Origin of the sequence: Streptomyces acidicola, assembly GCF_009377235.1 — a bacterium.
Taxonomy (GTDB): Bacteria; Actinomycetota; Actinomycetes; order Streptomycetales; family Streptomycetaceae; genus Streptomyces; species Streptomyces acidicola.
On sequence record NZ_VMNX01000069.1, the window covers coordinates 1 to 22,858 of the forward strand.

General features: G+C 70.4%; 23 protein-coding genes. 18 read left to right on the plus strand and 5 right to left on the minus strand.

Features of this window, described 5'->3' with window-relative positions; all coding sequences use genetic code 11:
- Positions 1-43: 43 nt before the first annotated feature.
- Positions 44-679 carry a DJ-1/PfpI family protein gene (locus FPZ41_RS19530; protein ID WP_152864337.1) on the plus strand — a complete coding sequence of 212 codons (636 nt, stop codon included), beginning with the start codon at positions 44-46 and terminating at the stop codon, positions 677-679.
- 26 nt (positions 680-705) lie between these two features.
- Here FPZ41_RS19530 and FPZ41_RS19535 read toward each other — a convergent pair whose 3' ends face one another.
- Complete coding sequence (locus FPZ41_RS19535; RefSeq protein WP_152864339.1) at positions 706-1,443, minus strand: enoyl-CoA hydratase/isomerase family protein; 738 nt, start codon at positions 1,441-1,443, stop codon at positions 706-708.
- A gap of 65 nt (positions 1,444-1,508) precedes the next feature.
- Here FPZ41_RS19535 and FPZ41_RS19540 point away from each other — a divergent pair, with 65 nt between their 5' ends.
- Both FPZ41_RS19540 and FPZ41_RS19545 read left to right on the plus strand, forming a co-directional pair.
- Complete coding sequence (locus tag FPZ41_RS19540) at positions 1,509-2,126, plus strand: HdeD family acid-resistance protein (protein WP_131566652.1); 618 nt, start codon at positions 1,509-1,511, stop codon at positions 2,124-2,126.
- Between the two features lie 173 nt (positions 2,127-2,299).
- Positions 2,300-2,809, plus strand: a complete 510-nt coding sequence (locus FPZ41_RS19545) for an ATP-binding protein (RefSeq protein ID WP_131566707.1) — start codon at positions 2,300-2,302, stop codon at positions 2,807-2,809.
- Positions 2,810-2,846: 37 nt separating this feature from the next.
- On the opposite strand, the gene idi is transcribed toward FPZ41_RS19545, so the two are convergent.
- From idi to galE, 4 genes are all read right to left on the minus strand, one after another.
- Entirely contained in the window at positions 2,847-3,473 is a 627-nt protein-coding gene (gene idi / locus FPZ41_RS19550; protein WP_152864341.1) for an isopentenyl-diphosphate Delta-isomerase, read from the minus strand.
- Positions 3,474-3,599: 126 nt separating this feature from the next.
- Positions 3,600-4,148, minus strand: a complete 549-nt coding sequence (locus tag FPZ41_RS19555) for a GNAT family N-acetyltransferase (RefSeq protein ID WP_228022840.1) — start codon at positions 4,146-4,148, stop codon at positions 3,600-3,602.
- 211 nt (positions 4,149-4,359) lie between these two features.
- Positions 4,360-5,298, minus strand: coding sequence for a cation diffusion facilitator family transporter (locus FPZ41_RS19560; RefSeq protein WP_152864343.1), 939 nt, complete (start codon positions 5,296-5,298; stop codon positions 4,360-4,362).
- Between the two features lie 143 nt (positions 5,299-5,441).
- A complete protein-coding gene (gene galE, locus FPZ41_RS19565; protein ID WP_152864345.1) occupies positions 5,442-6,410 on the minus strand; it encodes a UDP-glucose 4-epimerase GalE in 969 nt (322 codons plus the stop codon).
- 290 nt (positions 6,411-6,700) lie between these two features.
- Here galE and FPZ41_RS19570 point away from each other — a divergent pair, with 290 nt between their 5' ends.
- From FPZ41_RS19570 to hpnH, 15 genes are all read left to right on the plus strand, one after another.
- Complete coding sequence (locus FPZ41_RS19570; RefSeq protein ID WP_152864347.1) at positions 6,701-8,524, plus strand: DUF5941 domain-containing protein; 1,824 nt, start codon at positions 6,701-6,703, stop codon at positions 8,522-8,524.
- Complete coding sequence (locus FPZ41_RS19575; RefSeq protein ID WP_152864349.1) at positions 8,521-9,273, plus strand: phosphocholine cytidylyltransferase family protein; 753 nt, start codon at positions 8,521-8,523, stop codon at positions 9,271-9,273. The genes FPZ41_RS19570 and FPZ41_RS19575 overlap by 4 nt, the downstream gene beginning before the upstream one ends.
- Complete coding sequence (locus FPZ41_RS19580; RefSeq protein ID WP_322620443.1) at positions 9,261-10,325, plus strand: iron-containing alcohol dehydrogenase family protein; 1,065 nt, start codon at positions 9,261-9,263, stop codon at positions 10,323-10,325. Before FPZ41_RS19575 ends, FPZ41_RS19580 begins: the two co-directional genes overlap by 13 nt.
- A complete protein-coding gene (locus FPZ41_RS19585; protein WP_152864351.1) occupies positions 10,303-11,082 on the plus strand; it encodes a CDP-alcohol phosphatidyltransferase family protein in 780 nt (259 codons plus the stop codon). Before FPZ41_RS19580 ends, FPZ41_RS19585 begins: the two co-directional genes overlap by 23 nt.
- Positions 11,079-11,963, plus strand: coding sequence for a glycosyltransferase family 2 protein (locus tag FPZ41_RS19590; protein ID WP_322620444.1), 885 nt, complete (start codon positions 11,079-11,081; stop codon positions 11,961-11,963). Before FPZ41_RS19585 ends, FPZ41_RS19590 begins: the two co-directional genes overlap by 4 nt.
- Positions 11,964-12,060: 97 nt before the next feature.
- A complete protein-coding gene (locus FPZ41_RS19595) occupies positions 12,061-12,990 on the plus strand; it encodes an ABC transporter permease (protein ID WP_322620445.1) in 930 nt (309 codons plus the stop codon).
- Complete coding sequence (locus FPZ41_RS19600; protein WP_322620446.1) at positions 12,983-13,759, plus strand: ABC transporter ATP-binding protein; 777 nt, start codon at positions 12,983-12,985, stop codon at positions 13,757-13,759. Before FPZ41_RS19595 ends, FPZ41_RS19600 begins: the two co-directional genes overlap by 8 nt.
- A gap of 413 nt (positions 13,760-14,172) precedes the next feature.
- Positions 14,173-15,075: a squalene synthase HpnC gene (gene hpnC, locus FPZ41_RS19605; RefSeq protein ID WP_322620447.1), complete on the plus strand. Its 903-nt coding sequence runs from the start codon at positions 14,173-14,175 to the stop codon at positions 15,073-15,075.
- A complete protein-coding gene (gene hpnD / locus FPZ41_RS19610) occupies positions 15,072-16,034 on the plus strand; it encodes a presqualene diphosphate synthase HpnD (protein WP_322620448.1) in 963 nt (320 codons plus the stop codon). The genes hpnC and hpnD overlap by 4 nt, the downstream gene beginning before the upstream one ends.
- A 125-nt stretch (positions 16,035-16,159) precedes the next feature.
- Positions 16,160-16,408, plus strand: a complete 249-nt coding sequence (locus FPZ41_RS50260; protein ID WP_407698795.1) for a DUF6380 family protein — start codon at positions 16,160-16,162, stop codon at positions 16,406-16,408.
- Entirely contained in the window at positions 16,405-17,883 is a 1,479-nt protein-coding gene (gene hpnE, locus FPZ41_RS19615) for a hydroxysqualene dehydroxylase HpnE (protein WP_152864353.1), read from the plus strand. Before FPZ41_RS50260 ends, hpnE begins: the two co-directional genes overlap by 4 nt.
- Positions 17,883-19,019 (plus strand): polyprenyl synthetase family protein, encoded by a 1,137-nt coding sequence (locus FPZ41_RS19620; protein WP_152864355.1) that lies wholly within the window; start codon positions 17,883-17,885, stop codon positions 19,017-19,019. The genes hpnE and FPZ41_RS19620 overlap by 1 nt, the downstream gene beginning before the upstream one ends.
- A gap of 134 nt (positions 19,020-19,153) precedes the next feature.
- A complete protein-coding gene (shc, locus tag FPZ41_RS19625) occupies positions 19,154-21,184 on the plus strand; it encodes a squalene--hopene cyclase (RefSeq protein WP_152864357.1) in 2,031 nt (676 codons plus the stop codon).
- Between the two features lies 1 nt (position 21,185).
- Positions 21,186-21,830 carry a phosphorylase family protein gene (locus FPZ41_RS19630; RefSeq protein WP_322620449.1) on the plus strand — a complete coding sequence of 215 codons (645 nt, stop codon included), beginning with the start codon at positions 21,186-21,188 and terminating at the stop codon, positions 21,828-21,830.
- A gap of 5 nt (positions 21,831-21,835) precedes the next feature.
- Entirely contained in the window at positions 21,836-22,858 is a 1,023-nt protein-coding gene (gene hpnH, locus FPZ41_RS19635; protein ID WP_152864359.1) for an adenosyl-hopene transferase HpnH, read from the plus strand.

Consider the following 22,858-nt stretch of genomic DNA (forward strand, 5'->3'; position numbering starts at 1 on the left):
GCCCCGAAGCCCCGAAGCTCCAGCGCTCATGAAGGGATCCCCCATGCAGATCGCGATCGTCCTCTACGACCGTTTCACCGCCCTGGACGCGGTGGGCCCGTACGAGATCCTGAGCCGTCTCCCCGACGCGGAGACGGTCTTCGTCGCCGAGGCCGCCGGTCCCGTCCGCAACGACACCGGCTCCCTGGCGATCACTGCCGACAGGACGCTCGCAGACGTGCCGCGCCCCGACATCGTGCTGGTCCCGGGCGGGCCCGGACAGAGCGGTCAGATGGAGAACGCGGCCCTCCTGGGCTGGCTCCGCGCCGCCGACGAATCCAGCGTCTGGACGACCTCGGTGTGCACCGGCTCCCTGCTGCTCGCCGCCGCCGGTCTCCTGGCGGGCCGCCGGGCGACCTCGCACTGGCTGGCGCTGGAGGAGCTGGGCCGGTTCGGTGCCGAGCCCACCGGAGAGCGGGTGGTCTTCGACGACAAGTACGTCACCGCCGCCGGCGTCTCCTCCGGCATCGACATGGGCCTCGCCCTCATGGGCCGGATCGCAGGCGACGAGCACGCCCAGGCCATCCAGCTGATGACGGAGTACGACCCGCAACCGCCCTACGACGCCGGGTCCCCGCAGAAAGCGCCCATGCACATCGTCGACGCCCTGCGCGCGAGGAGCCGCTTCATCCTGGAGTAGGGCGGGAGTTCACACAGAGCGGGAGTTCACGCACTCCACGTGAACCGAGGGGCCCGGCGCTCCAGGAACGCGGCGACGCCCTCCGCGGTGTCGCCGCTCCCGCGGGCCTGATCTGCCCAGTGGGCGTCCCGGTCCGTGCGGCCGTTCGCGAACTCCTTGGCCGCCGCCTGCGTCAACTGCGAGCGGGAAACCAGTACGCGGGTGAACTCGCCGACCCGCTTGCCCAGTTCACCCCCCGGCAGCACCTCGTCCACCAGCCCCGTCCGCAGTGCACGTTCCGCGTCGATCAACTCGCCCGAGAACAGCAGGTACTTGGCGGTCCCGGGCCCCACCAGTGACACCAGCCGCCGTGTGGAGGAGGCCGGATAGACGATCCCCAGCTTCGCAGGGGTCACCCCGAACAGCGCGCCCTCCTCCGCGAACCGCAGGTCGCAGGCCGCCGCGAGCTGCGACCCGCCGCCCACGCAGTACCCGCGGACCGCCGCGAGCGAAGGCTTCGGGAAGGCCGCGAGCGCCTCCTCGGCGAGCCCGGCCAGCGACTGCGCCTCGTCCGGCGATTCCCGCAGCGTCGATATGTCGGCGCCGGCGCAGAAGGTGTCGCCCTCACCGGTGAGCACGAGCGCCCGTACGGCGGGATCGGCGGCCAAGTCGTCGAGCAGCGGCGGCAGCGCACGCCACATCCCGACCGTCATGGCGTTGCGCTTGGCCGGGTGGTGGATGACGACGGTGGCGACCCCGTCAGTGACGCTGTGCAGCAGCTCCATACGCGGATGCTATCCATGACCCGCGCACGTACGATCAAGAAGGGGCCCGGGGCGAGGAGGGCCCGATGGCACGAACGAAGCACGACCGGACCGCCGGGCTCCGCCGGGGGTACACCTGGGTCGGCGCACTCGGCGTGATCCTCGTGCTCGCGGGGCTCGTCGGTCTCCTCTACACCGCGTTCGCCACCCTGACCTCGATGCTCCTGTTCGGCTGGCTGCTGCTGATCGGCGGTGTCGTAGGCCTCATGCACGCGGTCCAGGCCCGCGGCACCAACTTCTTCTGGCTCGGTGTGGCGGTCGCCGCCCTGAACATCGCGGCCGGCGTGGTCATCATCCGCAGGCCCGAGGCGGGGGCCGAGGCCCTCGCCATGTTCGGCGCGCTGCTGTTCCTGAGCGGCGGGGTGTTCCGTGTGATCGGCAGCCTGGTGGTGCGCGGTCCGCAGTTCGGCTGGACTCTCGTGCAGGGCGCCTTCGGGCTGTTCCTCGGCATTGTCGTGCTGGCCTCCTGGCCGAGCAGCAAATACGTCATGGGCGCGTTCTTCTCACTCGCGCTGCTCTTCGACGGCCTTGGTCTGATCGCGGCCGGGTACAGCGGGCGGCGCATCGTCGGCATGGTCTCGGACCGGATGACCTCCGGGAAGAAACCGGGCGGGCCCGGCGTCAAGCCCGTACAACCCGAATAATTCCAAAGGCGGCACGACGCGGACAGGGGCGGTCGTGCCGCCGACCGTGCCGCTCAAAGACAGACGGAAGCCGTCGATACGCGCTGACTTCTGTTCAGTGCTTCGGTCTGCGCCCGTGCGTTACCAACACTCGACGTGTGGTGACAATCGAGCGCAAGGGCGGCGACCGGACGATGGACGACCAAGGGCGAGGGCCGGGCCCACGCCCTGAGGGCGGCGAGGACGTATCCACCGACCGACGACCGCCGGGACCACTGCCGTACGAAGGGGTGTGGCGGTTCACCACTCCGGCCGTCGACGCCTCGGTGCCGCAGGCGCGGCGCGCCGTCCGTGACCTGCTCGCCCGCCAGGGCGTGCCCGTCACGGACGACCTGGGCCATGGGCTGCTGCTGATCGTCTCGGAGCTGGTGACCAACGCGGTCAAACACGCGGCGCTGCTGTCGCCGACGATCGCCGTGGAGGTCGCCGTCGGGGCCGAATGGGTGCGCATCGCGGTGGAGGACAATCACCCCTACCGCCCGACCGCCCTGGAGACCGACCACGCCCGGACCGGCGGCCGGGGGCTGCTGCTCGTCCGGGAGATCGCCCGGGAGGCGGGCGGCGCGTGCGACGTGGAGCACACCGCGAGCGGCGGCAAGGTGATCTGGGCCGTCCTGCCGCTGCATCCCGTACGCCTCGTCTAGGTATATGGCCCGGAGAGGCCGGGGACCCGGCCCCGGCTCACCAGCCCGCGGCGGCGCCCGTCAGCTCCCTGATCGCCGGACGGGCCGCGTCCAGCACGGTCATGAACCAGGCGGAGAAGGGGTCCTTCTCATGCCGTTCCGCCAGTTCCGCGGGTGTCACGAAGGCCGTTGCCTCGACCTCCTCGGGGTCGGGTCGCGGCGGGGACTGCACGAGTCCCACGAAGAGGTGGTTGAACTCCTGCTCCACCAGGCCCGAGCGCGGGTCGGGGTGGTTGTAGCGGACGGTGCCCGCCTCGGCGAGCAGCGACGGGGAGACACCCAGCTCCTCGTACGTCCGCCGGGCCGCCGCCGCGAAGGGCGCCTCGCCCGGGTACGGGTGGCTGCAGCAGGTGTTCGACCACACACCGGGGGAGTGGTACTTGCCGAGGGCGCGCTGCTGGAGCAGAAGCCGCCCGCGCTCGTCGAAGAGGAACACGGAGAACGCCCGGTGCAGTTGCCCGGGCGGCTGATGGGCGGCGAGCTTCTCCGCCGTGCCGATGGTGTTGCCGTCCTCGTCGACCAGTTCCAGCAGAATCGCTTCCGCGGTGCCTCTCCCAGAGCCTTCAGGGCCTGGGCGGTGCCCCCATGCTGAACTGTGCATCGCGGTGGCAGGTGTGATCGGCATACCCATCCTTAACCTCGTTCGTCCGGCCTCAAGTCTGCCGTACGAAGCCGGCGCTCACGGCGGTTCGCCCCGCTCCGCATGTCCCGCCCCGGCACTCCGGAGCGGGACATGCGGAGCGGACGCGGATCAGACGCCGAATGCGGCGGGATACCTGATTGTGCCAGGTGTCACGGACGCGGAACCGTTCAGTACGAGGGCCATCATCGCCTCGTCCGGTGCGTCGAACCCGGGCCGGATGCCGTACGCGGAAGCAGGCGCGAAACCGAAGCGCGGGTAGTACTCCGGATGCCCGAGTACGAGCACGAGCCGCTCTTCACGCCCCCGTGCCGCGTCCAGCACCGCGCGCACGGCAGCCGCTCCCGCTCCCCGCCGCTGCCACTCGGGCCGTACGGCGACGGGGGCCAGCGCGAGCGCGGACACCTCGTCGACATGGCACCGGGTGAGCAGCGCGTACGCCGCGACGGCACCGTCCGGCCCTTCGGCGACGTACGAGAGGTCCGGCAGCCAGGCCCCGGGATCGGCGCGCAGCGCCTCCACCAGGTCAGCCTCCTCCGTCCTTCCGAAGGCGGCGGAGGTCAGCTCGTACACCTCGGCACGGTCGGCGGGGACCTCCGGCCGGGTACGCCACGGCATGGTCGGTTCGGAGTTTTCGGAGTTGTCGATGGTGTCGGTCAAGTGAAAACCCTTGAGTGAAGGGCCCGGCCGACCTCTCGACGAGATGACGAGACCGGTCAGCCGTCGGCCCGGGAAGTGGGGACACACGAGTCACTGCGCAGGGCAGCGCCGAACGCGACAGTCATCAACCCACCTCCTCGAATACGGCGGCCACGCTAGCACCCGCTCCGGCGGACCCGCGAGGGGACCGAGCGGGGGAGCGAGCGCGACCTCAGTGGCACAGCTTCGCCTCGTGCTCCGCGTGACCGCTCGGCTCCAGCTGGAAGGTGCAGTGCTCGACGTCGAAGTGGTCACCGAGGCAGCGCTGGAGCTCGTGCAGCATCTTCTCGTGCCCGATGGCGCCGAGCGTCTCGGAGCCGACGACCACGTGCGCGGAGAGGACCGGCATACCGGAGGTGATGGTCCAGGCATGCAGGTCGTGGACGTCCTCGACGCCCGGCAGCGCGAGGATGTGCGCACGCACCTTCGCCATGTCGACGTTCTTGGGAGCCGCCTCCAGCAGCACGTCGAGGGTCTCACGCAGCAGCTTCACCGTACGCGGGACGATCATCAGGCCGATGACGAGCGAGGCGATCGGGTCTGCGGCCTGCCAGCCCGTGGTCAGGATGATCACCCCGGCGATCAGCACCGCCACGGAGCCCAGCGCGTCCGCCACCACCTCCAGGAACGCGCCCCGGATGTTCAGGCTCTCCTTCTGCCCCCGCATCAGCAGCGTGAGCGAGATCATGTTCGCCGCCAGACCGATCAGCGCGAACGTGATGGCGAGCCCGCCCTTGGTCTCGGCAGGTGTGACGAAGCGCTCGATGGCCTCGTACAGGAGGTAGCCGCCGACACCGAGCAGCAGTACGCAGTTGGCGAGCGCGGCGAGGATCTCGGCACGTGCGTACCCGAACGTGCGCTGGTCGCTCGCGGGCCGTCCCGCGAAGTGGATCGCGAGCAGCGCCAGCGCCAGCCCCACGGCGTCGGTGGCCATGTGGGCCGCGTCCGCGATGAGCGCGAGCGAATCGGCGAGGATCCCGCCCACGATCTGGATCACCATGACGGTGAGCGTGATCGTCAGCGCGACGCGCAGCTTCCCCCGGTACGCGGCCGTCGCCGTACCGCCGGCAGGCGCTCCGTGCGCGTGCCCGTGATCGTGCCCAGCCCCCATGACTCCGCCCTTCGGCCTCTTGCAGATGTGCTCGGAAGCACCAGTGAACTACGGGTGGGGGGTATGTGGCAACGCGGCACTGAACACCGTTGTCATGTGCCCTGACCTGCGGAAACGAACCGCAGGTCAGGGGCCCGGAGAGATCATCCGCCGTGGTGCATCCGCCACCCGGCCCAGGCCGACTCGACCATTTCGCGCACGCCGCGCCGGGCCGTCCAGCCCAGTTCCCGGGCGGCGAGTTCGGCCGAGGCGACCGCGCGGGGAGCGTCCCCGGGGCGGCGCGGTTCGACGAGCGGGGGCCGCCGGTCGCCGCTCACCTCGCCGATCAGGGTGATGAGTTCGCGGACCGAGACCCCCTCGCCGCGGCCGATGTTGACCGTCAGGTCGCCCGTGGCGCCCTGGGTCAGCCGCCGGGCCGCCGCGAGGTGCGCGTCGGCGAGGTCGGCGACGTGGATGTAGTCGCGGACACAGGTGCCGTCCGGCGTCGGGTAGTCGTCGCCGAAGACGCGCGGCGCCTCGTCGCGGGTCAGCCGGTCGAAGACCATCGGAATTATGTTGAAGACACCGGTGTCGGCCAGCTCCGGCGCCGCCGTGCCCGCCACGTTGAAGTAGCGCAGGCAGACGGTCGCGATGCCGTGGGCCCGGCCCGCCGCCCGCACCAGCCACTCCCCGGTGAGTTTCGTCTCGCCGTACGGGTTCACCGGCGCGCACGGGGTGTCCTCTGTGATGAGTTCCACGTCCGGGTTGCCGTACACCGCCGCGGACGAGGAGAACAGGAACCGCCTGATCCCCGCCTCGGCCACCGCCTCCAGGAGCGTGGCGAGGGCGCCCAGGTTCTCCTGGTAGTAGCGCGTCGGCTGCGCCACGGACTCGCCCACCTGCTTGCGGGCCGCGAGATGCACCACACCCGTCACGGAGTGCTCGGCCAGCACCCGCTTCAGCAGCTCGCCGTCCTGCGCCGAACCCCGCACCAGCGGGATGTCCTCGGGGAGCCGGGCCGGTACCCCGGCCGAGAGATCGTCGAGCACCACCACGCGTTCCCCGGCGCCGGTCATGGCCCGCGCCACGTGCGCCCCGATGTACCCGGCCCCACCTGTGATCAGCCACGTCATGGCTCACCACCCTATGCCGCGGCCCGCGCGCCAAACGCAATGACAGGAATGCGCCGATATGGAGAGCAATGCGCGGTGGCGGTTTGTGACGCGGCACCGGAATCCATGATGATGATCGAGGCAGAGGCCCAGCAGACCGGGTTGAGCAGGTCATGAACGGCCGGTGAACGCTCCGTTCCCATCATCCGATACCCTCTGCCGACACGCCGCCCGGCCACCCATCGGCCAAGGGTGTCCCCAACACGTACACGCCCGGCGCCACCGCGTCGGCACCCAGGGAGTGAGTTCGTCTGTCGACCGCCATCCTCACCGGTCAGCCGGTCCCCGGATCGTCACTGGAGGGCGATCTGCGGTCGCTCGGCTTCGACGTGCGGGTCGCCTCCGACGCCGGTGACGCCGAGACGCTCCTGGCCCAGGTCCCCGCCGGGCAGCGGATCGCCCTCGTCGACGCCCGCTTCGTGGGCCACGTCCACGCGCTGCGCCTCGGCCTCACCGACCCCCGCTTCCCGGCCGCCGCGCTGCCCGGCGCCGTGACCGTCCAGCCCGCCGCCCGGCAGGCCCTGACCCGCGCGGTGGCCAGCGAGGGCTCCGTGCCCACGGGTGGTACGGCTCTCGCCGTGGACGACCTCGCCGACCGCCTCGCCACCGCCCTCGACGCGGACGGTGTCGCCGTGCACCGCCCCGAACTCGGCACCCTCGTCGCCGCGGTCCCCGCCGACCCCCAGGCCCTGGACGAGGCCCGCGAGGCGGTGGCCGCCGTCGACGACGAGGCCGTCCGGCTGCGTACGGCCGTGAAGTCCCGCGACGGCTTCTTCACCACGCACTTCGTCAGCCCGTACTCCCGCTACATCGCGCGCTGGTGCGCCCGCCGCGGCCTGACCCCGAACCAGGTCACCACCGCGTCCCTGCTCACCGCCCTGATCGCGGCGGGCTGCGCGGCCACCGGCACCCGCGGCGGCTTCGTCGCGGCCGGTGTGCTGCTCATCTTCTCCTTCGTCCTCGACTGCACCGACGGACAGCTCGCCCGCTACTCCCTGCAGTACTCGACGCTCGGCGCCTGGCTCGACGCCACCTTCGACCGCGCCAAGGAGTACGCCTACTACGCGGGCCTCGCCCTCGGCGCCGCCCGCGGCGGTGACGACGTGTGGGCGCTCGCCCTCGGTGCGATGGTCCTGCAGACCTGCCGCCATGTCGTCGACTTCTCCTTCAACGAGGCGAACGTCAACGAGCAGGGCGTCGCGGCCGCCAACACCAGCCCCACCGCGGCCCTTTCGGACAGGCTCGACAGCGTCGGCTGGACGGTGTGGGTACGCCGGATGATCGTGCTGCCCATCGGCGAACGCTGGGCGATGATCGCCGTGTTGACCGCGGTCACCACTCCTCGTATCACCTTCTACGCGCTGCTCGTCGGCTGCGCGTTCGCTGCGACCTACACCACAGCGGGCCGGGTGCTGCGATCACTGACGCGCAAGGCGCGCAGGACGGACCGGGCCGCGCGTGCGCTGGCGGACCTCGCGGACAGCGGCCCCGTCGCGGAGGCGCTGGCGCGGCTGTTGAGCAAGCTGCCGGCCAAGCCCCCCTTCAGCGCGCGGGTCTCCGTCGCGCTGCCCAGCGCTGTGATCCTCGTCGCGGCCGCCTGGCTTGAGCCGTACGGCAGTTGGCTGCCCGTGGGCGCCGCAGCGCTGTACGTGATCACCTCGGCCGCCGCGGTGTCGCTGCCCCTGAAGGGCCGCCTGGACTGGCTCGTTCCCCCCGTCTTCCGCGCCGCCGAATACTGCACGGTCCTGGTGCTGGCGGCCAAAGCCAATGTGAACGGGGCCCTACCGGCAGCTTTCGGGCTGGTGGCGGCCGTCGCCTACCATCACTACGACACGGTGTACCGCATCCGCGGCAACGCCGGCGCGCCGCCGCACTGGCTGGTGCGGGCGATCGGCGGGCACGAAGGCAGGACGCTGCTGGTCACCGTCCTGGCCGCGCTGCTCGCGCCCACAGAGTTCAAGGTCGCGCTCACGGCTGTCGCTGTGGCCGTGGCGCTGGTGGTGCTCGCCGAGAGCATCCGTTTCTGGGTGTCCTCCCAAGCACCCGCCGTACACGATGAAGGAGAACCCGCATGATCGGCCTCGTGCTGGCGGCCGGCGCCGGACGGCGTCTGCGCCCCTACACCGACACCCTGCCCAAGGCACTGGTGCCGGTGGGACCGGAGGGTAACGAGGAGAGCCTCACCGTCCTGGACCTGACCCTCGGCAACTTCGCCGAGATCGGTCTGAGCGAGGTCGCGATCATCGTCGGCTACCGCAAGGAGGCCGTGTACGAGCGGCGCGAGGCCCTGGAGCAGAAGTACGGCCTCAAGATCACCCTCATCGACAACGACAAGGCCGAGGAGTGGAACAACGCCTACTCCCTGTGGTGCGGCCGTGACGCCATCAAGCACTCGGTGATCCTCGCCAACGGCGACACCGTGCACCCGGTCTCCGTAGAGAAGACCCTGCTCGCCGCCCGCGGCGACGGCAAAAGGATCATCCTCGCCGTCGACACGGTGAAGTCCCTCGCCGACGAGGAGATGAAGGTCGTCGTCGACGCCGAGAAGGGCATGACGAAGATCACCAAGCTGATGGACCCGGCGGAGGCCTCCGGCGAGTACATCGGCGTCACCCTCATCGAGGGCGAGGCCGCCGACGAGCTGGCCGACGCGCTGAAGACGGTCTTCGAGACCGACCCGCAGCAGTTCTACGAGCACGGCTACCAGGAGCTCGTGAACCGCGGCTTCCGGATCGACGTCGCGCCCATCGGTGACGTCAGCTGGGTGGAGATCGACAACCACGACGACCTCGCCAAGGGACGTGAGATCGCGTGCCAGTACTGACGAGGCTCATTCCCTCGCCAGTCGTCGTCGACATCCGTCCCGGCGCGCTCGATGATCTGGCGACGATCCTGTCGGACCAGCGCATCGCGCCGTCGGGCCGGATGGCCTTCGCGATCAGCGGCGGCTCCGGCCGTGCGCTGCGCGAGCGGTTCGCCCCCGCGCTGCCGGAGGCGGACTGGTTCTGCGACGCCGACGGCACCATCGACGGCGCGGTGCGCCTCGCCGACTCGATCAAGAAGGGCGGGCACTACGACGCCGTGATCGGACTCGGCGGCGGCAAGGTCATCGACTGCGCCAAGTACGCCGCCGCCCGCGTCGGCCTGCCGCTGGTCGCCGTGGCCACGAACCTCGCCAACGACGGTCTGTGCTCCCCGGTGGCCACGCTCGACAACGACGCGGGCCGCGGCTCGTACGGTGTGCCCAACCCGATCGGGATCGTCATCGACCTCGATGTCATCCGTGAGGCACCGGTGCGCTTCGTGCGGGCCGGGATCGGCGATGTGATCTGCAAGATCTCCGCCGTGGCCGACTGGGAGCTGTCGAGCCGGGAGACGGGCGAGAAGGTCGACGGGCTGGCTGCCGCCATGGCACGGCAGGCCGCCGAAGCGGTGCTGCGTCACCCTGGTGGCATCGGCGACGACGACTTCCTGACGACCCTGTCCGAGTCCCTCGTGCTGTGCGGGATCTCCATGTCCGTCGCCGGTGACAGCCGTCCCGCGTCGGGTGCCTGCCACGAGATCAGCCACGCGTTCGACCTGAGCTTCCCGCGGCGCAACGCCCTCCACGGCGAGCAGTGCGGCCTCGGCGGTGCGTTCGCCACGTTCCTGCGGGGCCACCACGAGATCGCGGGTCAGATGACCGAAGTCCTCCGGCACCACGGCCTGCCCGTCCTCCCGGACGAGATCGGCTTCACCGTCGAGGAGTTCGTCCAGGTCGTCGAGTTCGCCCCGCAGACCCGGCCCGGCCGCTACACGATCCTCGAACACCTCGACCTGTCCACCGACCAGATCAGGGACGCATACGCCGACTATGCAAAAGCCATCGGTAGCTGAACTCCGCCCGGTCGTCCACCCCCCGGGTGTCAAGGACCGGCGGAGCGGTGAGCACTGGGCCGGGCGGCTGTACATGCGCGAGATCTCGCTGCGCATCGACCGGCACCTGGTGAACACCCGGGTCACGCCCAACCAGCTGACCTACCTGATGACCCTCTTCGGCGTCCTCGCCGCCCCGGCCCTGCTGGTGCCGGGGATCCCGGGCGCGGTGCTCGGCGTTCTGATGGTCCAGCTCTACCTGCTGCTGGACTGCGTCGACGGTGAGATAGCGCGCTGGAAGAAGCAGTACTCGCTCGCCGGGGTGTACCTGGACCGTGTCGGCGCCTACCTGTGCGACGCCGCCGTACTGGTCGGTTTCGGTCTGCGTGCCGCCGACCTGTGGGGCTCCGGGCGGATCGACTGGCTGTGGGCCTTCCTCGGCACCCTGGCCGCCCTCGGCGCCATTCTGATCAAGGCCGAGACGGACCTCGTCGGGGTCGCCCGTCACCAGGCCGGGAAGCCACCGGTCCAGGAGTCGGCCTCCGAGCCGCGCTCCTCCGGAATGGCGCTGGCCCGTAAGGCCGCCGCCGCGCTGAAGTTCCACCGGCTCGTCCTCGGCGTCGAGGCGTCCCTGCTGATCCTGGTTCTCGCGGTCCTGGACACGGTCCGCGGCGACCTGTTCTTCTCGCGGCTCGGTGTCGCCGTACTGGCCGGCATCGCACTCCTTCAGACCCTGCTGCACCTGGTGTCCATCCTCGCCTCCAGCAGGCTGAAGTGAGCAGCGGCATGAAGGTCGGCGCGGTCATCATCACCATGGGCAACCGCCCCGACGAACTGCGCGCCCTCCTCGACTCGGTCGCCAAGCAGGACGGCGACCGGGTCGAGGTGGTCGTCGTCGGCAACGGCTCCCCGGTGCCGGAGGTCCCCGAGGGCGTACGCACCGTCGAACTGCCCGAGAACCTCGGCATTCCCGGCGGCCGCAACGTCGGCATCGAGGCCTTCGGCCCCGGTGGGACCGACGTCGACATCCTGCTGTTCCTCGACGACGACGGCCTGCTGGCGCGCAACGACACCGCCGAGTTGTGCCGTGCGGCCTTCGAGGCCGACCCGAAGCTCGGGATCGTCAGCTTTCGCATCGCCGACCCGGACACCGGCGTCACTCAGCGGCGCCACGTGCCCCGCCTGCGGGCCGCCGACCCGATGCGCTCCTCCCGGGTGACCACGTTCCTCGGCGGCGCCAACGCAGTCCGTACGAAGGTTCTCGCCGAAGTAGGCGGACTTCCGGACGAATTCTTCTACGCACACGAGGAAACCGACCTGGCATGGCGGGCCCTCGACGCGGGCTGGATGATCGACTACCGGTCCGACATGGTGCTGTACCACCCCACGACCGCGCCCTCCCGGCACGCGGTCTACCACCGCATGGTCGCCCGCAACCGGGTCTGGCTCGCGCGCCGCAATCTCCCCGCGCTCCTGGTGCCCGTATACCTCGGCGTCTGGGTGCTCCTGACGCTGGTTCGGAGACCCTCGCGGGCCGCCCTGAGAGCCTGGTTCGGCGGCTTCAAGGAGGGCTGGACGACCGCGTGCGGTCCCCGCCGGGCCATGAAGTGGCGTACGGTGTGGCGTCTTACCCGATTGGGCCGACCTCCCGTCATCTGACAAGCTCGATATCTGAGAGCATTCGGCGGTACCCGGTCCCAGGTTTCTGCCTAGGCCCGACCAGCCTGCGCACTTTTGAGGACGAAAGTTTCCACTTGTGAGTGAGACAACGCATGACGGCTCAGTCGCCGTGAGCGACCGGCCGTCGCCCGACGAGGGACTCTCTCCCGCCGAGCTGGCCGCCAAGTACGGCCTCGCGGTCAGCGGGGCCCGGCCCGGACTCGGCGAGTACATCGCCCAGCTCTGGGGGCGGCGCCACTTCATCCTCGCCTTCTCCCAGGCGAAGCTCACCGCCCAGTACAGCCAGGCCAAGCTCGGCCAGCTCTGGCAGGTGGCGACTCCGCTGCTCAACGCGCTGGTGTACTTCCTGATCTTCGGGTTGATCCTCAAAGCGGACAGGGGTATGGGCCGTGAGGTCTACATCCCGTTCCTGGTCACGGGTGTCTTTGTCTTCACCTTCACGCAGAGTTCGGTGATGGCGGGCGTCCGCGCGGTCTCCGGCAACCTCGGCCTGGTGCGGGCGCTGCACTTCCCGCGCGCCTCGCTGCCGATCTCGTTCTCGCTCCAGCAGCTCCAGCAGCTGCTCTTCTCGATGATCGTGCTGTTCACCGTGGCGGTTGCCTTCGGCAGCTATCCGCGGCTGTCCTGGTTGCTGATCCTCCCGATCCTCGCCCTGCAGTTCCTCTTCAACACCGGCCTGGCGATGATCATGGCCCGGATGGGCTCCAAGACCCCCGACCTCGCGCAGCTGATGCCGTTCGTCATGCGGACCTGGATGTACGCATCCGGCGTCATGTTCTCGATCCCCGTGATGCTCGCCGAGCACCCGGAGTGGATCGGCGACGTCCTCCAGTGGAACCCCGCCGCCATCTACATGGACCTGATGCGCTTCGCGCTGATCGACGGCTACGGTTCCGAGAACCTGCCCCCGCATGTGTGGGCGGTCGCGGGCGGCTGGGCCGCGCTCGTCGCGCTCGGCGGCTTCGTGTACTTCTGGAAGGCGGAGGAGCGGTACGGTCGTGGCTGAGGCACGCATTCCCACCGTCATCGCGGACGAGCTGCACATCGTCTACCGCGTCAACGGCGCCAAGACCGGCAGGGGCAGTGCCACCGCCGCTCTCAGCCGCATCCTCAAGAGGGGCTCCGACGACTCGGCGCGCGGCGTGCGCAAGGTGCACGCGGTCCGGGGCGTCTCCTTCACCGCCTACCGCGGTGAGGCCATCGGCCTGATCGGCTCCAACGGCTCCGGCAAGTCCACCCTGCTGCGCGCCATCGCCGGCCTGCTCCCCGCGGAGAGCGGCAAGGTCTACACCGACGGCCAGCCCTCGCTCCTCGGCGTCAACGCGGCCCTGATGAACGATCTGACGGGCGAACGGAACGTCATCCTGGGCGGGCTCGCGATGGGCATGTCCCGCGAGCAGATCAAGGAGCGCTACCAGGGGATCGTCGACTTCTCGGGCATCAACGAGAAGGGCGACTTCATCACCCTGCCGATGCGCACCTACTCCTCCGGCATGGCGGCGCGCCTGCGCTTCTCCATCGCGGCCGCCAAGGACCACGACGTCCTCATGATCGACGAGGCTCTCGCCACCGGTGACCGCAAGTTCCAGAAGCGCTCCGAGGCCCGCATCCGCGAGCTGCGCAAGGAGGCCGGCACGGTGTTCCTGGTGAGCCACAACAACAAGTCGATCCGTGACACCTGCGACCGCGTCCTGTGGCTGGAGCGCGGCGAGCTGCGGATGGACGGGCGCACCGAGGACGTCCTCAAGGAGTACGAGAAGTTCACCGGCAAGTAGCCCGAACCCTCGACACCAGCACGCACCGGACCCCGCCGGAACGCCTCCGGCGGGGTCCGGATGCAAAGGGCGGTCAACGAACTCGGCAAGGACGGTCCCGTTCGGCAAAGAAGGGACCAACTCCGGTTCCACTTAGGAATCTTGGGGCCAATTGGTGTGTTGTTGTGATGTGCGGGACACCCCGACGGAGCAGGGCGCGTTGTACAACGTAAGCTGTACGAGTGCCGAATCGCGGCAAGTAGGGCCATAATGCGCGACACCCGGCACCCGCCGTATTGAGCCGTCCGCCGGGCGGCGTGTCCGAAATAGTGTGTATTGCGTCGGCAGTGTAGAACGGGAGATGTGACGGCAATGGCTACGGAAACTCCCCACCTCCGCGACGCTCGGGCCGTCCCCGCGCCGGGTGACGAGCGGTGACCGAAGCCGGGACGGCGCGCACCGGCGACCCGGAGCGCGACACCCTCGACAAGGCTGCGGCCGAGAACTTTCCCGTGGCACCGTTCTTCCTGCCCAGGGCATGGCGCACCGACCTCATGGCCGTCTACGGCTTCGCCCGCCTGGTCGACGACATCGGTGACGGCGACCTCGCGCCCGGCGGCGCCGACGCCCGTCTGCTCGGCGTGTCGCCCGAGGAGGCCGGGGACCGGTCGGTCCTGCTGGACGCCTTCGAGGCCGACCTGCGGAGGGTGTTCGACGCGAGCCCCCGTCACCCGCTGCTGCGCCGCCTCCAGCTCACCGTCCGCCGCCGGTCCCTGACGCCCGAGCCCTTCCTCGGCCTGATCGCGGCCAACCGTCAGGACCAGGTCGTCCGGCGGTACGAGACGTACGACGACCTCCTCGCCTACTGCGAACTGTCCGCCAACCCCGTCGGCCGCCTCGTCCTCGCCGTCACCGGCACGTCCACGCCCGAGCGCGTGCGCCGCTCCGACGCCGTCTGTACGGCCCTGCAGATCGTCGAACACCTCCAGGACGTGGCCGAGGACCTCGGCCGCGACCGCATCTATCTGCCCGCCACGGACATGAAGCGCTTTCATGTCCAGGAGGCGGATCTCGCGGCGACCACGGCAGGCGCATCGGTGCGCGCGCTGGTCGCGTACGAAGCAGAACGCGCCCGTGACCTGCTGAATGAGGGCAACGCCCTGGTGGGTAGCGTTCACGGCAGGCTGAGGCTGCTCCTTGCCGGGTTCGTGGCGGGGGGAAGGGCGGCGATCCGCGCGATCGCCGCCGCCGACTATGACGTACTTCCCGGCCCGCCCAAGCCCGGCAGGCTCCAACTGCTGCGTGAGGCGGGCGTGACCCTGCGAGGAGAGGGGTGATCCGGACCGTGGAGCCCGATCCACACGTGTCCGCACCGGTACTCGCCGCCTACAGCTACTGCGAGGCCGTCACCGGACAGCAGGCCCGAAACTTCGCGTACGGCATCAGACTGCTGCCGACGCCCAAGCGCCGTGCGCTGTCCGCGGTCTACGCGTTCGCGCGGCGCGTCGACGACATCGGTGACGGCGCGCTCTCACCCGACGTCAAGGTGGCCAGACTCGAGGACACCCGGGCCCTGATCACCCGGGTCCGTGAAGGTGACGTCGACGAGGACGAGACCGACCCGGTCGCGGTCGCCCTCGCGCATGCCGGCGAGCAGTTCCCGATCCCGCTCGGCGGCCTCGACGAACTCATCGACGGCGTCCTGATGGACGTCCGCGGTGAGGTCTACGAGACCTGGGACGACCTCAAGGTCTACTGCCGCTGCGTGGCGGGCGCCATCGGGCGCGTCTCACTGGGCGTGTTCGGTACGGAACCGGGAGCGCGTGGTGTCGAGCGCGCCTCCGAGTACGCCGACACGCTGGGGCTCGCGCTGCAACTCACCAACATCCTCAGGGACGTTCGCGAGGACGCCCTGGGCGGGCGCACCTATCTGCCCGCCGACGACCTCGCCAAGTTCGGCTGCTCGGCCGGGTTCGGCCAGCCGGTCCCACCGCCCGACTCCGACTTCGCGGGCCTCATCCACTTCGAAGTGCGCCGGGCCCGCACCCTTTTCGCCGAGGGCTACCGGCTGCTGCCCATGCTCGACCGGCGCAGCGGCGCCTGTGTCGCTGCCATGGCCGGCATCTACCGCCGCCTCCTCGACCGCATCGAGCGGGAGCCGGAGGCCGTGCTGCGCGGCCGCGTCTCGCTGCCGGGGCGGGAGAAGGCGTACGTCGCCGTGCGCGGGCTGTCCGGTCTCGATGCCCGCCATGTCTCCCGGCGGACCGTCAGCCGGCCCGTCAGGAGGCGCTCCTGATGGCCAGGGCCTGTTCTGAGTTCCCCGCCTGCGCCCCGACGCCCGGCATGCTCCCCCACTGCCTTGACGGCGTGGGAGGTACCCCCACTCGGCGCACGGCGCCACAGGACAGGTGGCTCCGCCGCATGACCTGCGACGCCGCACGCCGAGTGGGGGTACCGGCTGCGTACACCAGCGGCTCCGCCGCGGGCGCTGCGCCCGCCTTTCGCGCGGACGACGGCGAACTCAGAACAGGCCCTGGTCCCGACCAAGGCGGCTCCATCGGTGAAAGGCGGCACGCAACCCTCCGCCGCCCGGCCGCGTCCCAGACTGCGACGGCCTGCCGTGGCTCGCTGAAGCACCACGGCCATGGCGCGGGGGAGGGCGCACGATGACCGACGGCACACACCCCGAGGGGCTGCTCGACGGTGACAGGCCCGGCCGCCCGGCCTCCCGGAAGGGCGCGGAGCACCTCCGCGAAGGGGCGGCGGCGGGAGACGGACGGTCGGCCGTCGTGGTCGGCGGCGGGCTCGCCGGGATCACCGCCGCGCTGTCGCTGGCCGACGCCGGAGTGCGGGTCACCCTGCTGGAAGGACGGCCCCGGCTCGGCGGACTCGCCTTCTCCTTCCAGCGCGGCAACCTGACCGTCGACAACGGACAGCACGTGTACCTGCGCTGCTGCACCGCGTACCGCTGGTTCCTCGACCGCGTCGACGGGACCGCGCTCGCCCCCGTGCAGGACCGTCTCGACGTGCCCGTACTCGACGTCGAGGCCCGTGCCGGCCGGCGGCTCGGCAGACTGCGGCGCGACGCACTGCCCGTACCACTGCATCTGGGGCGCAGCCTCGCCACGTATCCGCACCTCTCGCTCGGTGAGCGCGCCAAAGTGGGGCGTGCCGCACTGGCGCTCAAGGCGCTCGACCTCGCGGATCCCGCGCTGGACAACCAGGACTTCGGCAGCTGGCTGGCCGCCTACGGTCAGTCGGCGCGTGCCGTCGAGGCTCTGTGGGACCTCGTGGGGGTCGCCACCCTCAACGCGGTGGCCAAAGACGCCTCTCTCGGGCTCGCCGCGATGGTGTTCAAGACGGGTCTGCTGTCCGACCCGGGCGCGGCCGACATCGGCTGGGCACGCGTCCCGCTGGGCGAACTGCACGACCGGCTGGCCCGCAAGGCGCTCGACTCGGCGGGCGTCCATACCGTACTCCGTACACGCGTCACCTCCATCTCCCCTTACGGAAACGGGCGTTGGACGGTTCAGGTTCCCGGTGAGACTCTCGACGCGGACGCCGTCGTCCTCGCCGTACCACAGCGCGAGGCGCACGATCTGCTGCCCGCGGACGCGCTCGACCACCCCGGGCGGCTTCTGGAGATCGGCACGGCCCCGATCCTCAACGTCCATGTGGTGTACGACCGGAAGGTGCTCGACAAGCCGTTCTTCACGGCGCTCGGCACCCCGGTGCAGTGGGTCTTCGACCGGACCGAGGCATCCGGGCTGAGCGAGGGCCAGTACCTGGCGGTGTCGCAGTCGGCGGCTCAGGACGAGATCGACACACCGGTGTCCGTCCTGCGCGAGCGGTACCTGCCGGAGCTGGAACGGCTGCTTCCGGGCACGCGCGGTGCGGGCGTGCGCGACTTCTTCGTGACCCGGGAGCGCACGGCGACGTTCGCTCCCACTCCTGGCGTCGGGCGGCTCCGGCCCGGCGCCCGCACCAAGGCCCCCGGCCTGTACCTGGCCGGTGCGTGGACCGCCACAGGGTGGCCCGCGACCATGGAGAGTGCGGTTCGCAGTGGCATCAGCGCGGCGGACGCCGCACTGGGCGCCCTGGGCAGACCCCGCGACCATCTCTTCGACTTCGAGGAGGCGGCCTGATGCTCAACGAGCGACGCGAGGCAGACCCCCGCACCTCCCGCACCGCAACAAGAGGAGAGACTGTGCCCACTGTGCCCCCGGCCTCGACGGCCGCGCGAGAGCCCGCGGTGGACGTGACCGCGCTCCTGGAGCGCGGCCGGACCCTGGCCACCCCGGTGCTGCGGGCGGCCATCGACCGACTGGCGCCGCCCATGGACACAGTCGCCGCCTACCACTTCGGCTGGATCGACGCCGAGGGCAGGCCCGCCGACGGCGATGGCGGCAAGGCCGTGCGGCCCGCGCTCGCCGTGCTGTCCGCCGAGGTCACCGAGGCGGTCCCCGAGACCGGCGTCCCCGGCGCGGTCGCGGTCGAGCTGGTGCACAACTTCTCGCTCCTGCACGACGACCTGATGGACGGCGACGAGCAGCGCCGCCACCGCGGCACCGTCTGGAAGGTGCACGGCCCGGCCCAGGCCATCCTCGTCGGCGACGCTCTCATGGCCCTGGCCAACGAGATCCTCCTGGAGCTCGGCACCGTCGAGGCCGGCCGTGCCACCCGCCGGCTGACCAGGGCCACCCGCGCCCTCATCGACGGCCAGGCCCAGGACATCTCCTACGAGCACCGGGACCGCGTCAGCGTCGAGGAGTGCCTGGAGATGGAGGGCAACAAGACGGGCGCGCTGCTCGCGTGCGCCTGCTCGATCGGCGCGGTCCTCGGTGGCGCCGACGACCACACGGCCGACATGCTGGAGAAGTACGGCTACCACCTCGGCCTCGCCTTCCAGGCTGTCGACGACCTGCTGGGCATCTGGGGCGACCCGGAGGCCACCGGCAAGCAGACCTGGAGCGACCTGCGTCAGCGCAAGAAGTCCCTGCCGGTGGTGGCAGCGCTCGCGGCAGGCGGCCGGGCCTCCGAGCGGCTCGGCGAGATCCTCGCGGCCGACGCCAAGAGCAGCGACATCGAGAACTTCTCCGAGGAGGAGTTCGCCGCCCGCGCCGCCCTCATCGAGGAGGCCGGCGGCCGCGACTGGACCGCCGAGGAGTCGCGCCGCCAGCACCGGATCGCCCTTGACGCCCTGGACGAGATCCGGATGCCCGACCGGGTGCGCGACCAGTTCGTGGCGCTCGCCGACTTCGTCGTCGTACGAAAGAGATGATCACTACAGGGAAAGAGATGATCCCTATCGGTCGAATAACCCTCGCGTAGTCGCCGGCCGGTGCCTCGGGCACGGTGAGCACCGGCCGACGGCGGACCCACAGCAGAGACATGCCACTGCACGAAGGGGAAGCCATGACAGCGACGACCGACGGAAGCACCGGGGCACCACCACCCCGAGCTGCCTCGGCCAGCGAAACCGAAACCGACATCGACACCCTCGGGGTGGCGGGGGTCCCGGATGCCGCCGTGCGCGCGACGGCCCGCGCCACCGACTTCCTGCTCTCGCGCCAGGACGCCCAGGGCTGGTGGAAGGGCGACCTGGAGACCAACGTCACCATGGACGCCGAGGATCTTCTCCTCCGTCAGTTCCTGGGCGTCCGCGACGACAGGACCACGCAGGCCGCCGCCCTCTTCATCCGTGGCGAGCAACGCGAGGACGGCACCTGGGGGACCTTCTACGGCGGACCCGGGGAACTCTCCACCACCATCGAGGCGTACGTCGCCCTGCGCCTGTCCGGGGATGCCCCGGATGCCCCGCACATGGCGAAGGCGTCGGAGTGGATCCGCGCCCGGGGCGGTATCGCCTCCTCCCGCGTCTTCACCCGTATCTGGCTCGCCCTGTTCGGCTGGTGGAAGTGGGAGGACCTGCCCGAACTCCCGCCGGAACTCATCTACTTCCCGAAGTGGATGCCGCTGAACATCTACGACTTCGGGTGCTGGGCACGGCAGACCATCGTCCCCCTGACCATCGTCTCGGCGAAGCGCCCGGTGCGGCCCGCGCCCTTCCCGCTCGACGAGCTGCACACCGACCCGCGCGATCCGAACCCGGCCGCGCCCCTCGCGCCCGCGGCGAGCTGGGACGGCGTCTTCCAGCGCCTCGACAAGGTCCTGCACGGCTACCACAAGGTCGCCCTGAAGCCCCTGCGCAGGGCGGCCATGAACAGCGCCGCCCGCTGGATCATCGAGCGGCAGGAGAACGACGGCTGCTGGGGCGGCATCCAGCCCCCGGCCGTGTACTCGGTCATCGCGCTGCACCTCCTCGGCTACGACCTCCAACACCCCGTCATGCGCGCCGGGTTGGAGTCCCTCGACCGGTTCGCCGTATGGCGCGAGGACGGGGCCCGGATGATCGAGGCCTGCCAGTCGCCGGTGTGGGACACCTGCCTCGCGACCACCGCCCTCGTCGACGCCGGACTGCCCGCCGACCACCCGCAGTTGGTGAAGGCCGCGGACTGGATGCTCGGCGAGGAGATCGTCCGGCCAGGAGACTGGGCCGTACGGCGACCAGGACTCCCGCCGGGCGGCTGGGCGTTCGAGTTCCACAACGACAACTACCCCGACATCGACGACACCGCCGAGGTCGCCCTCGCGCTGCGCCGCGTCAAGCACCCCGACCCCGAGCGCGTCAACAAGGCGATCGCGCGCGGAGTGCGCTGGAACCTCGGCATGCAGTCGAGGAACGGCGCGTGGGGCGCCTTCGACGTCGACAACACCAGTCCGTTCCCCAACAAGCTGCCCTTCTGCGACTTCGGTGAGGTCATCGACCCGCCGTCCGCCGATGTCACCGCGCACGTCGTGGAGATGCTGGCCGTCGAGGGACTCGCCCACGACGAACGCACCCGCCGCGGCATCGAGTGGCTGCTCACCGAACAGGAGCCGAACGGCTCGTGGTTCGGGCGCTGGGGCGTCAACTACGTGTACGGCACGGGGTCGGTGGTCCCGGCACTGGTGGCCGCAGGGCTGCCCGCCTCGCACCCCGCGATCCGCCGGGCCGTTGCCTGGCTGGAGGCCGTGCAGAACGACGACGGCGGCTGGGGCGAGGACCTGCGCTCCTACCACGACGTCGCCGGGTGGAGCGGCAAGGGCGCCTCCACCGCCTCCCAGACCGCATGGGCCCTGCTCGCGCTGCTGGCGGCGGGGGAGCGGGAGTCGAAGACCGTCGAGCGCGGCATCGAGTGGCTCGCGGGCACCCAGCGCGAGGACGGCTCCTGGGACGAGCCGTACTTCACCGGAACCGGCTTCCCGTGGGACTTCTCGATCAACTACCACCTCTACCGGCAGGTCTTCCCGCTGACCGCGCTCGGCAGGTACGTCCACGGGGAGCCCTTCACGGACAGGAGTGATACGACCGACACGACGGCCGCGCCCGTCAAGGGGAGCTGAAGTGAGCGACGCTCCCGCCCCGGCCCCGCTGCTGATCGCCTGCGCGCTCGGCATCGAACGGCTCGCCCTGCGCGGAGGCGTCCCCCGTGGCGCCCAGGGCCCGGTCACCGTGCTGCGGACCGGCATGGGGCCCAGGGCCGCGGAGCGCTCGGTCACCCGGGTGCTCGGCGAGCCGGCGCTGCGCGGGGCCGCCGTCATGGCCACCGGCTTCTGCGCCGGGCTCGCGCCGGGCATGCACCCCGGTGACCTCGTCGTCGCCGAGGAGACCCGGGGCCCGGCCGGTGCCACGACGCCGTGCGAGGGCACCGACCTGCTGGTCAAGGAGCTGGTGCGCGCCGTGCCCGGGCGCACCGTGCACACCGGCACGCTCACCGGCTCGGACCACGTCGTACGCGGGCACGAAAGATCGGAACTGCTCGCGACCGGCGCAATCGCGGTCGACATGGAGTCCGCGTCCACGCTCCAGAGCGCCGTGCGCCGGGGAGCACGCCCGGTTGCGGCCGTCCGGGTGGTCGTGGACGCTCCAGAACATGAACTCGTCCGGATCGGCACGGTGCGCGGTGGAATATCAGCTTTCCGTGTTCTTCGTGCCGTCGTTCCCGCTTTCTTTGAATGGCACCGTTCTTTGCTGCTTCCCAGGAGGTGAGCCAGATGGCCATGCCGCTCCGCCAGTCCATCAAGGTGGCGACGTATCTCTTTGAACAGAAGCTTCGCCGACGGGACAAGTTTCCGCTCATCGTCGAGCTGGAACCGCTCTTCGCCTGCAACCTGAAGTGCGAGGGCTGCGGCAAGATCCAGCACCCGGCCGGAGTACTCAAGCAGCGCATGCCGGTGGCGCAGGCCGTGGGCGCCGTCCTGGAGTCGGGGGCACCGATGGTGTCCATCGCCGGGGGCGAGCCCCTGATGCACCCTCAGATCGACGAGATCGTACGGCAGCTGGTCGCCCGGCGGAAATACGTCTTCCTGTGCACCAACGCCATGCTGATGCGCAAGAAGATGGACAACTTCAAGCCCTCGCCGTACTTCGCGTTCGCCGTGCACATCGACGGGCTGCGCGAGCGGCACGACGAGTCCGTGGCGAAGGAGGGGGTGTTCGACGAGGCCGTGGAGGCCATCAAGGAGGCCAAGAAGCGGGGCTTCCGGGTCACCACCAACTCGACCTTCTTCAACACCGACACCCCGCAGACCATCATCGAGGTGCTCAACTACCTCAACGACGACCTCAAGGTCGACGAGATGATGATCTCGCCCGCCTACGCCTACGAGAAGGCGCCCGACCAGGAACACTTCCTGGGCGTGGAGCAGACCCGCGACCTGTTCAGGAAGGCCTTCGCGGGCGGCAACCGGAGTCGCTGGCGGCTCAACCACTCGCCGCTGTTCCTCGACTTCCTCGAGGGCAAGGTCGACTTCCCGTGCACGGCGTGGGCGATCCCCAACTACTCGCTGTTCGGCTGGCAGCGGCCCTGCTATCTGATGAGCGACGGGTACGTACCGACGTACCGGGAGCTCATCGAGGAGACGGACTGGGACAAGTACGGCCGCGGCAAGGATCCCCGCTGCTCCAACTGCATGGCCCACTGCGGCTACGAGCCGACCGCCGTCCTCGCCACCATGGGATCCCTGAAGGAGTCGCTGCGCGCCATGCGCGAGACCGTCACCGGAAACAACGGGTGA

Excerpts from the sequence above, each read along its gene's own strand:
- FPZ41_RS19530 (WP_152864337.1), top strand. The coding sequence starts at position 44 with ATGCAGATCGCGATCGTCCTCTACGACCGTTTCACCGCCCTGGACGCG.
- FPZ41_RS19535 (WP_152864339.1), bottom strand. The coding sequence starts at position 1,443 with ATGGAGCTGCTGCACAGCGTCACTGACGGGGTCGCCACCGTCGTCATC.
- FPZ41_RS19540 (WP_131566652.1), top strand. The coding sequence starts at position 1,509 with ATGGCACGAACGAAGCACGACCGGACCGCCGGGCTCCGCCGGGGGTAC.
- FPZ41_RS19545 (WP_131566707.1), top strand. The coding sequence starts at position 2,300 with ATGGACGACCAAGGGCGAGGGCCGGGCCCACGCCCTGAGGGCGGCGAG.
- idi (WP_152864341.1), bottom strand. The coding sequence starts at position 3,473 with ATGCCGATCACACCTGCCACCGCGATGCACAGTTCAGCATGGGGGCAC.
- FPZ41_RS19560 (WP_152864343.1), bottom strand. The coding sequence starts at position 5,298 with ATGGGGGCTGGGCACGATCACGGGCACGCGCACGGAGCGCCTGCCGGC.
- galE (WP_152864345.1), bottom strand. The coding sequence starts at position 6,410 with ATGACGTGGCTGATCACAGGTGGGGCCGGGTACATCGGGGCGCACGTG.
- FPZ41_RS19575 (WP_152864349.1), top strand. The coding sequence starts at position 8,521 with ATGATCGGCCTCGTGCTGGCGGCCGGCGCCGGACGGCGTCTGCGCCCC.
- FPZ41_RS19585 (WP_152864351.1), top strand. The coding sequence starts at position 10,303 with ATGCAAAAGCCATCGGTAGCTGAACTCCGCCCGGTCGTCCACCCCCCG.
- FPZ41_RS50260 (WP_407698795.1), top strand. The coding sequence starts at position 16,160 with ATGACCTGCGACGCCGCACGCCGAGTGGGGGTACCGGCTGCGTACACC.
- hpnE (WP_152864353.1), top strand. The coding sequence starts at position 16,405 with ATGACCGACGGCACACACCCCGAGGGGCTGCTCGACGGTGACAGGCCC.
- FPZ41_RS19620 (WP_152864355.1), top strand. The coding sequence starts at position 17,883 with ATGCTCAACGAGCGACGCGAGGCAGACCCCCGCACCTCCCGCACCGCA.
- shc (WP_152864357.1), top strand. The coding sequence starts at position 19,154 with ATGACAGCGACGACCGACGGAAGCACCGGGGCACCACCACCCCGAGCT.
- hpnH (WP_152864359.1), top strand. The coding sequence starts at position 21,836 with ATGGCCATGCCGCTCCGCCAGTCCATCAAGGTGGCGACGTATCTCTTT.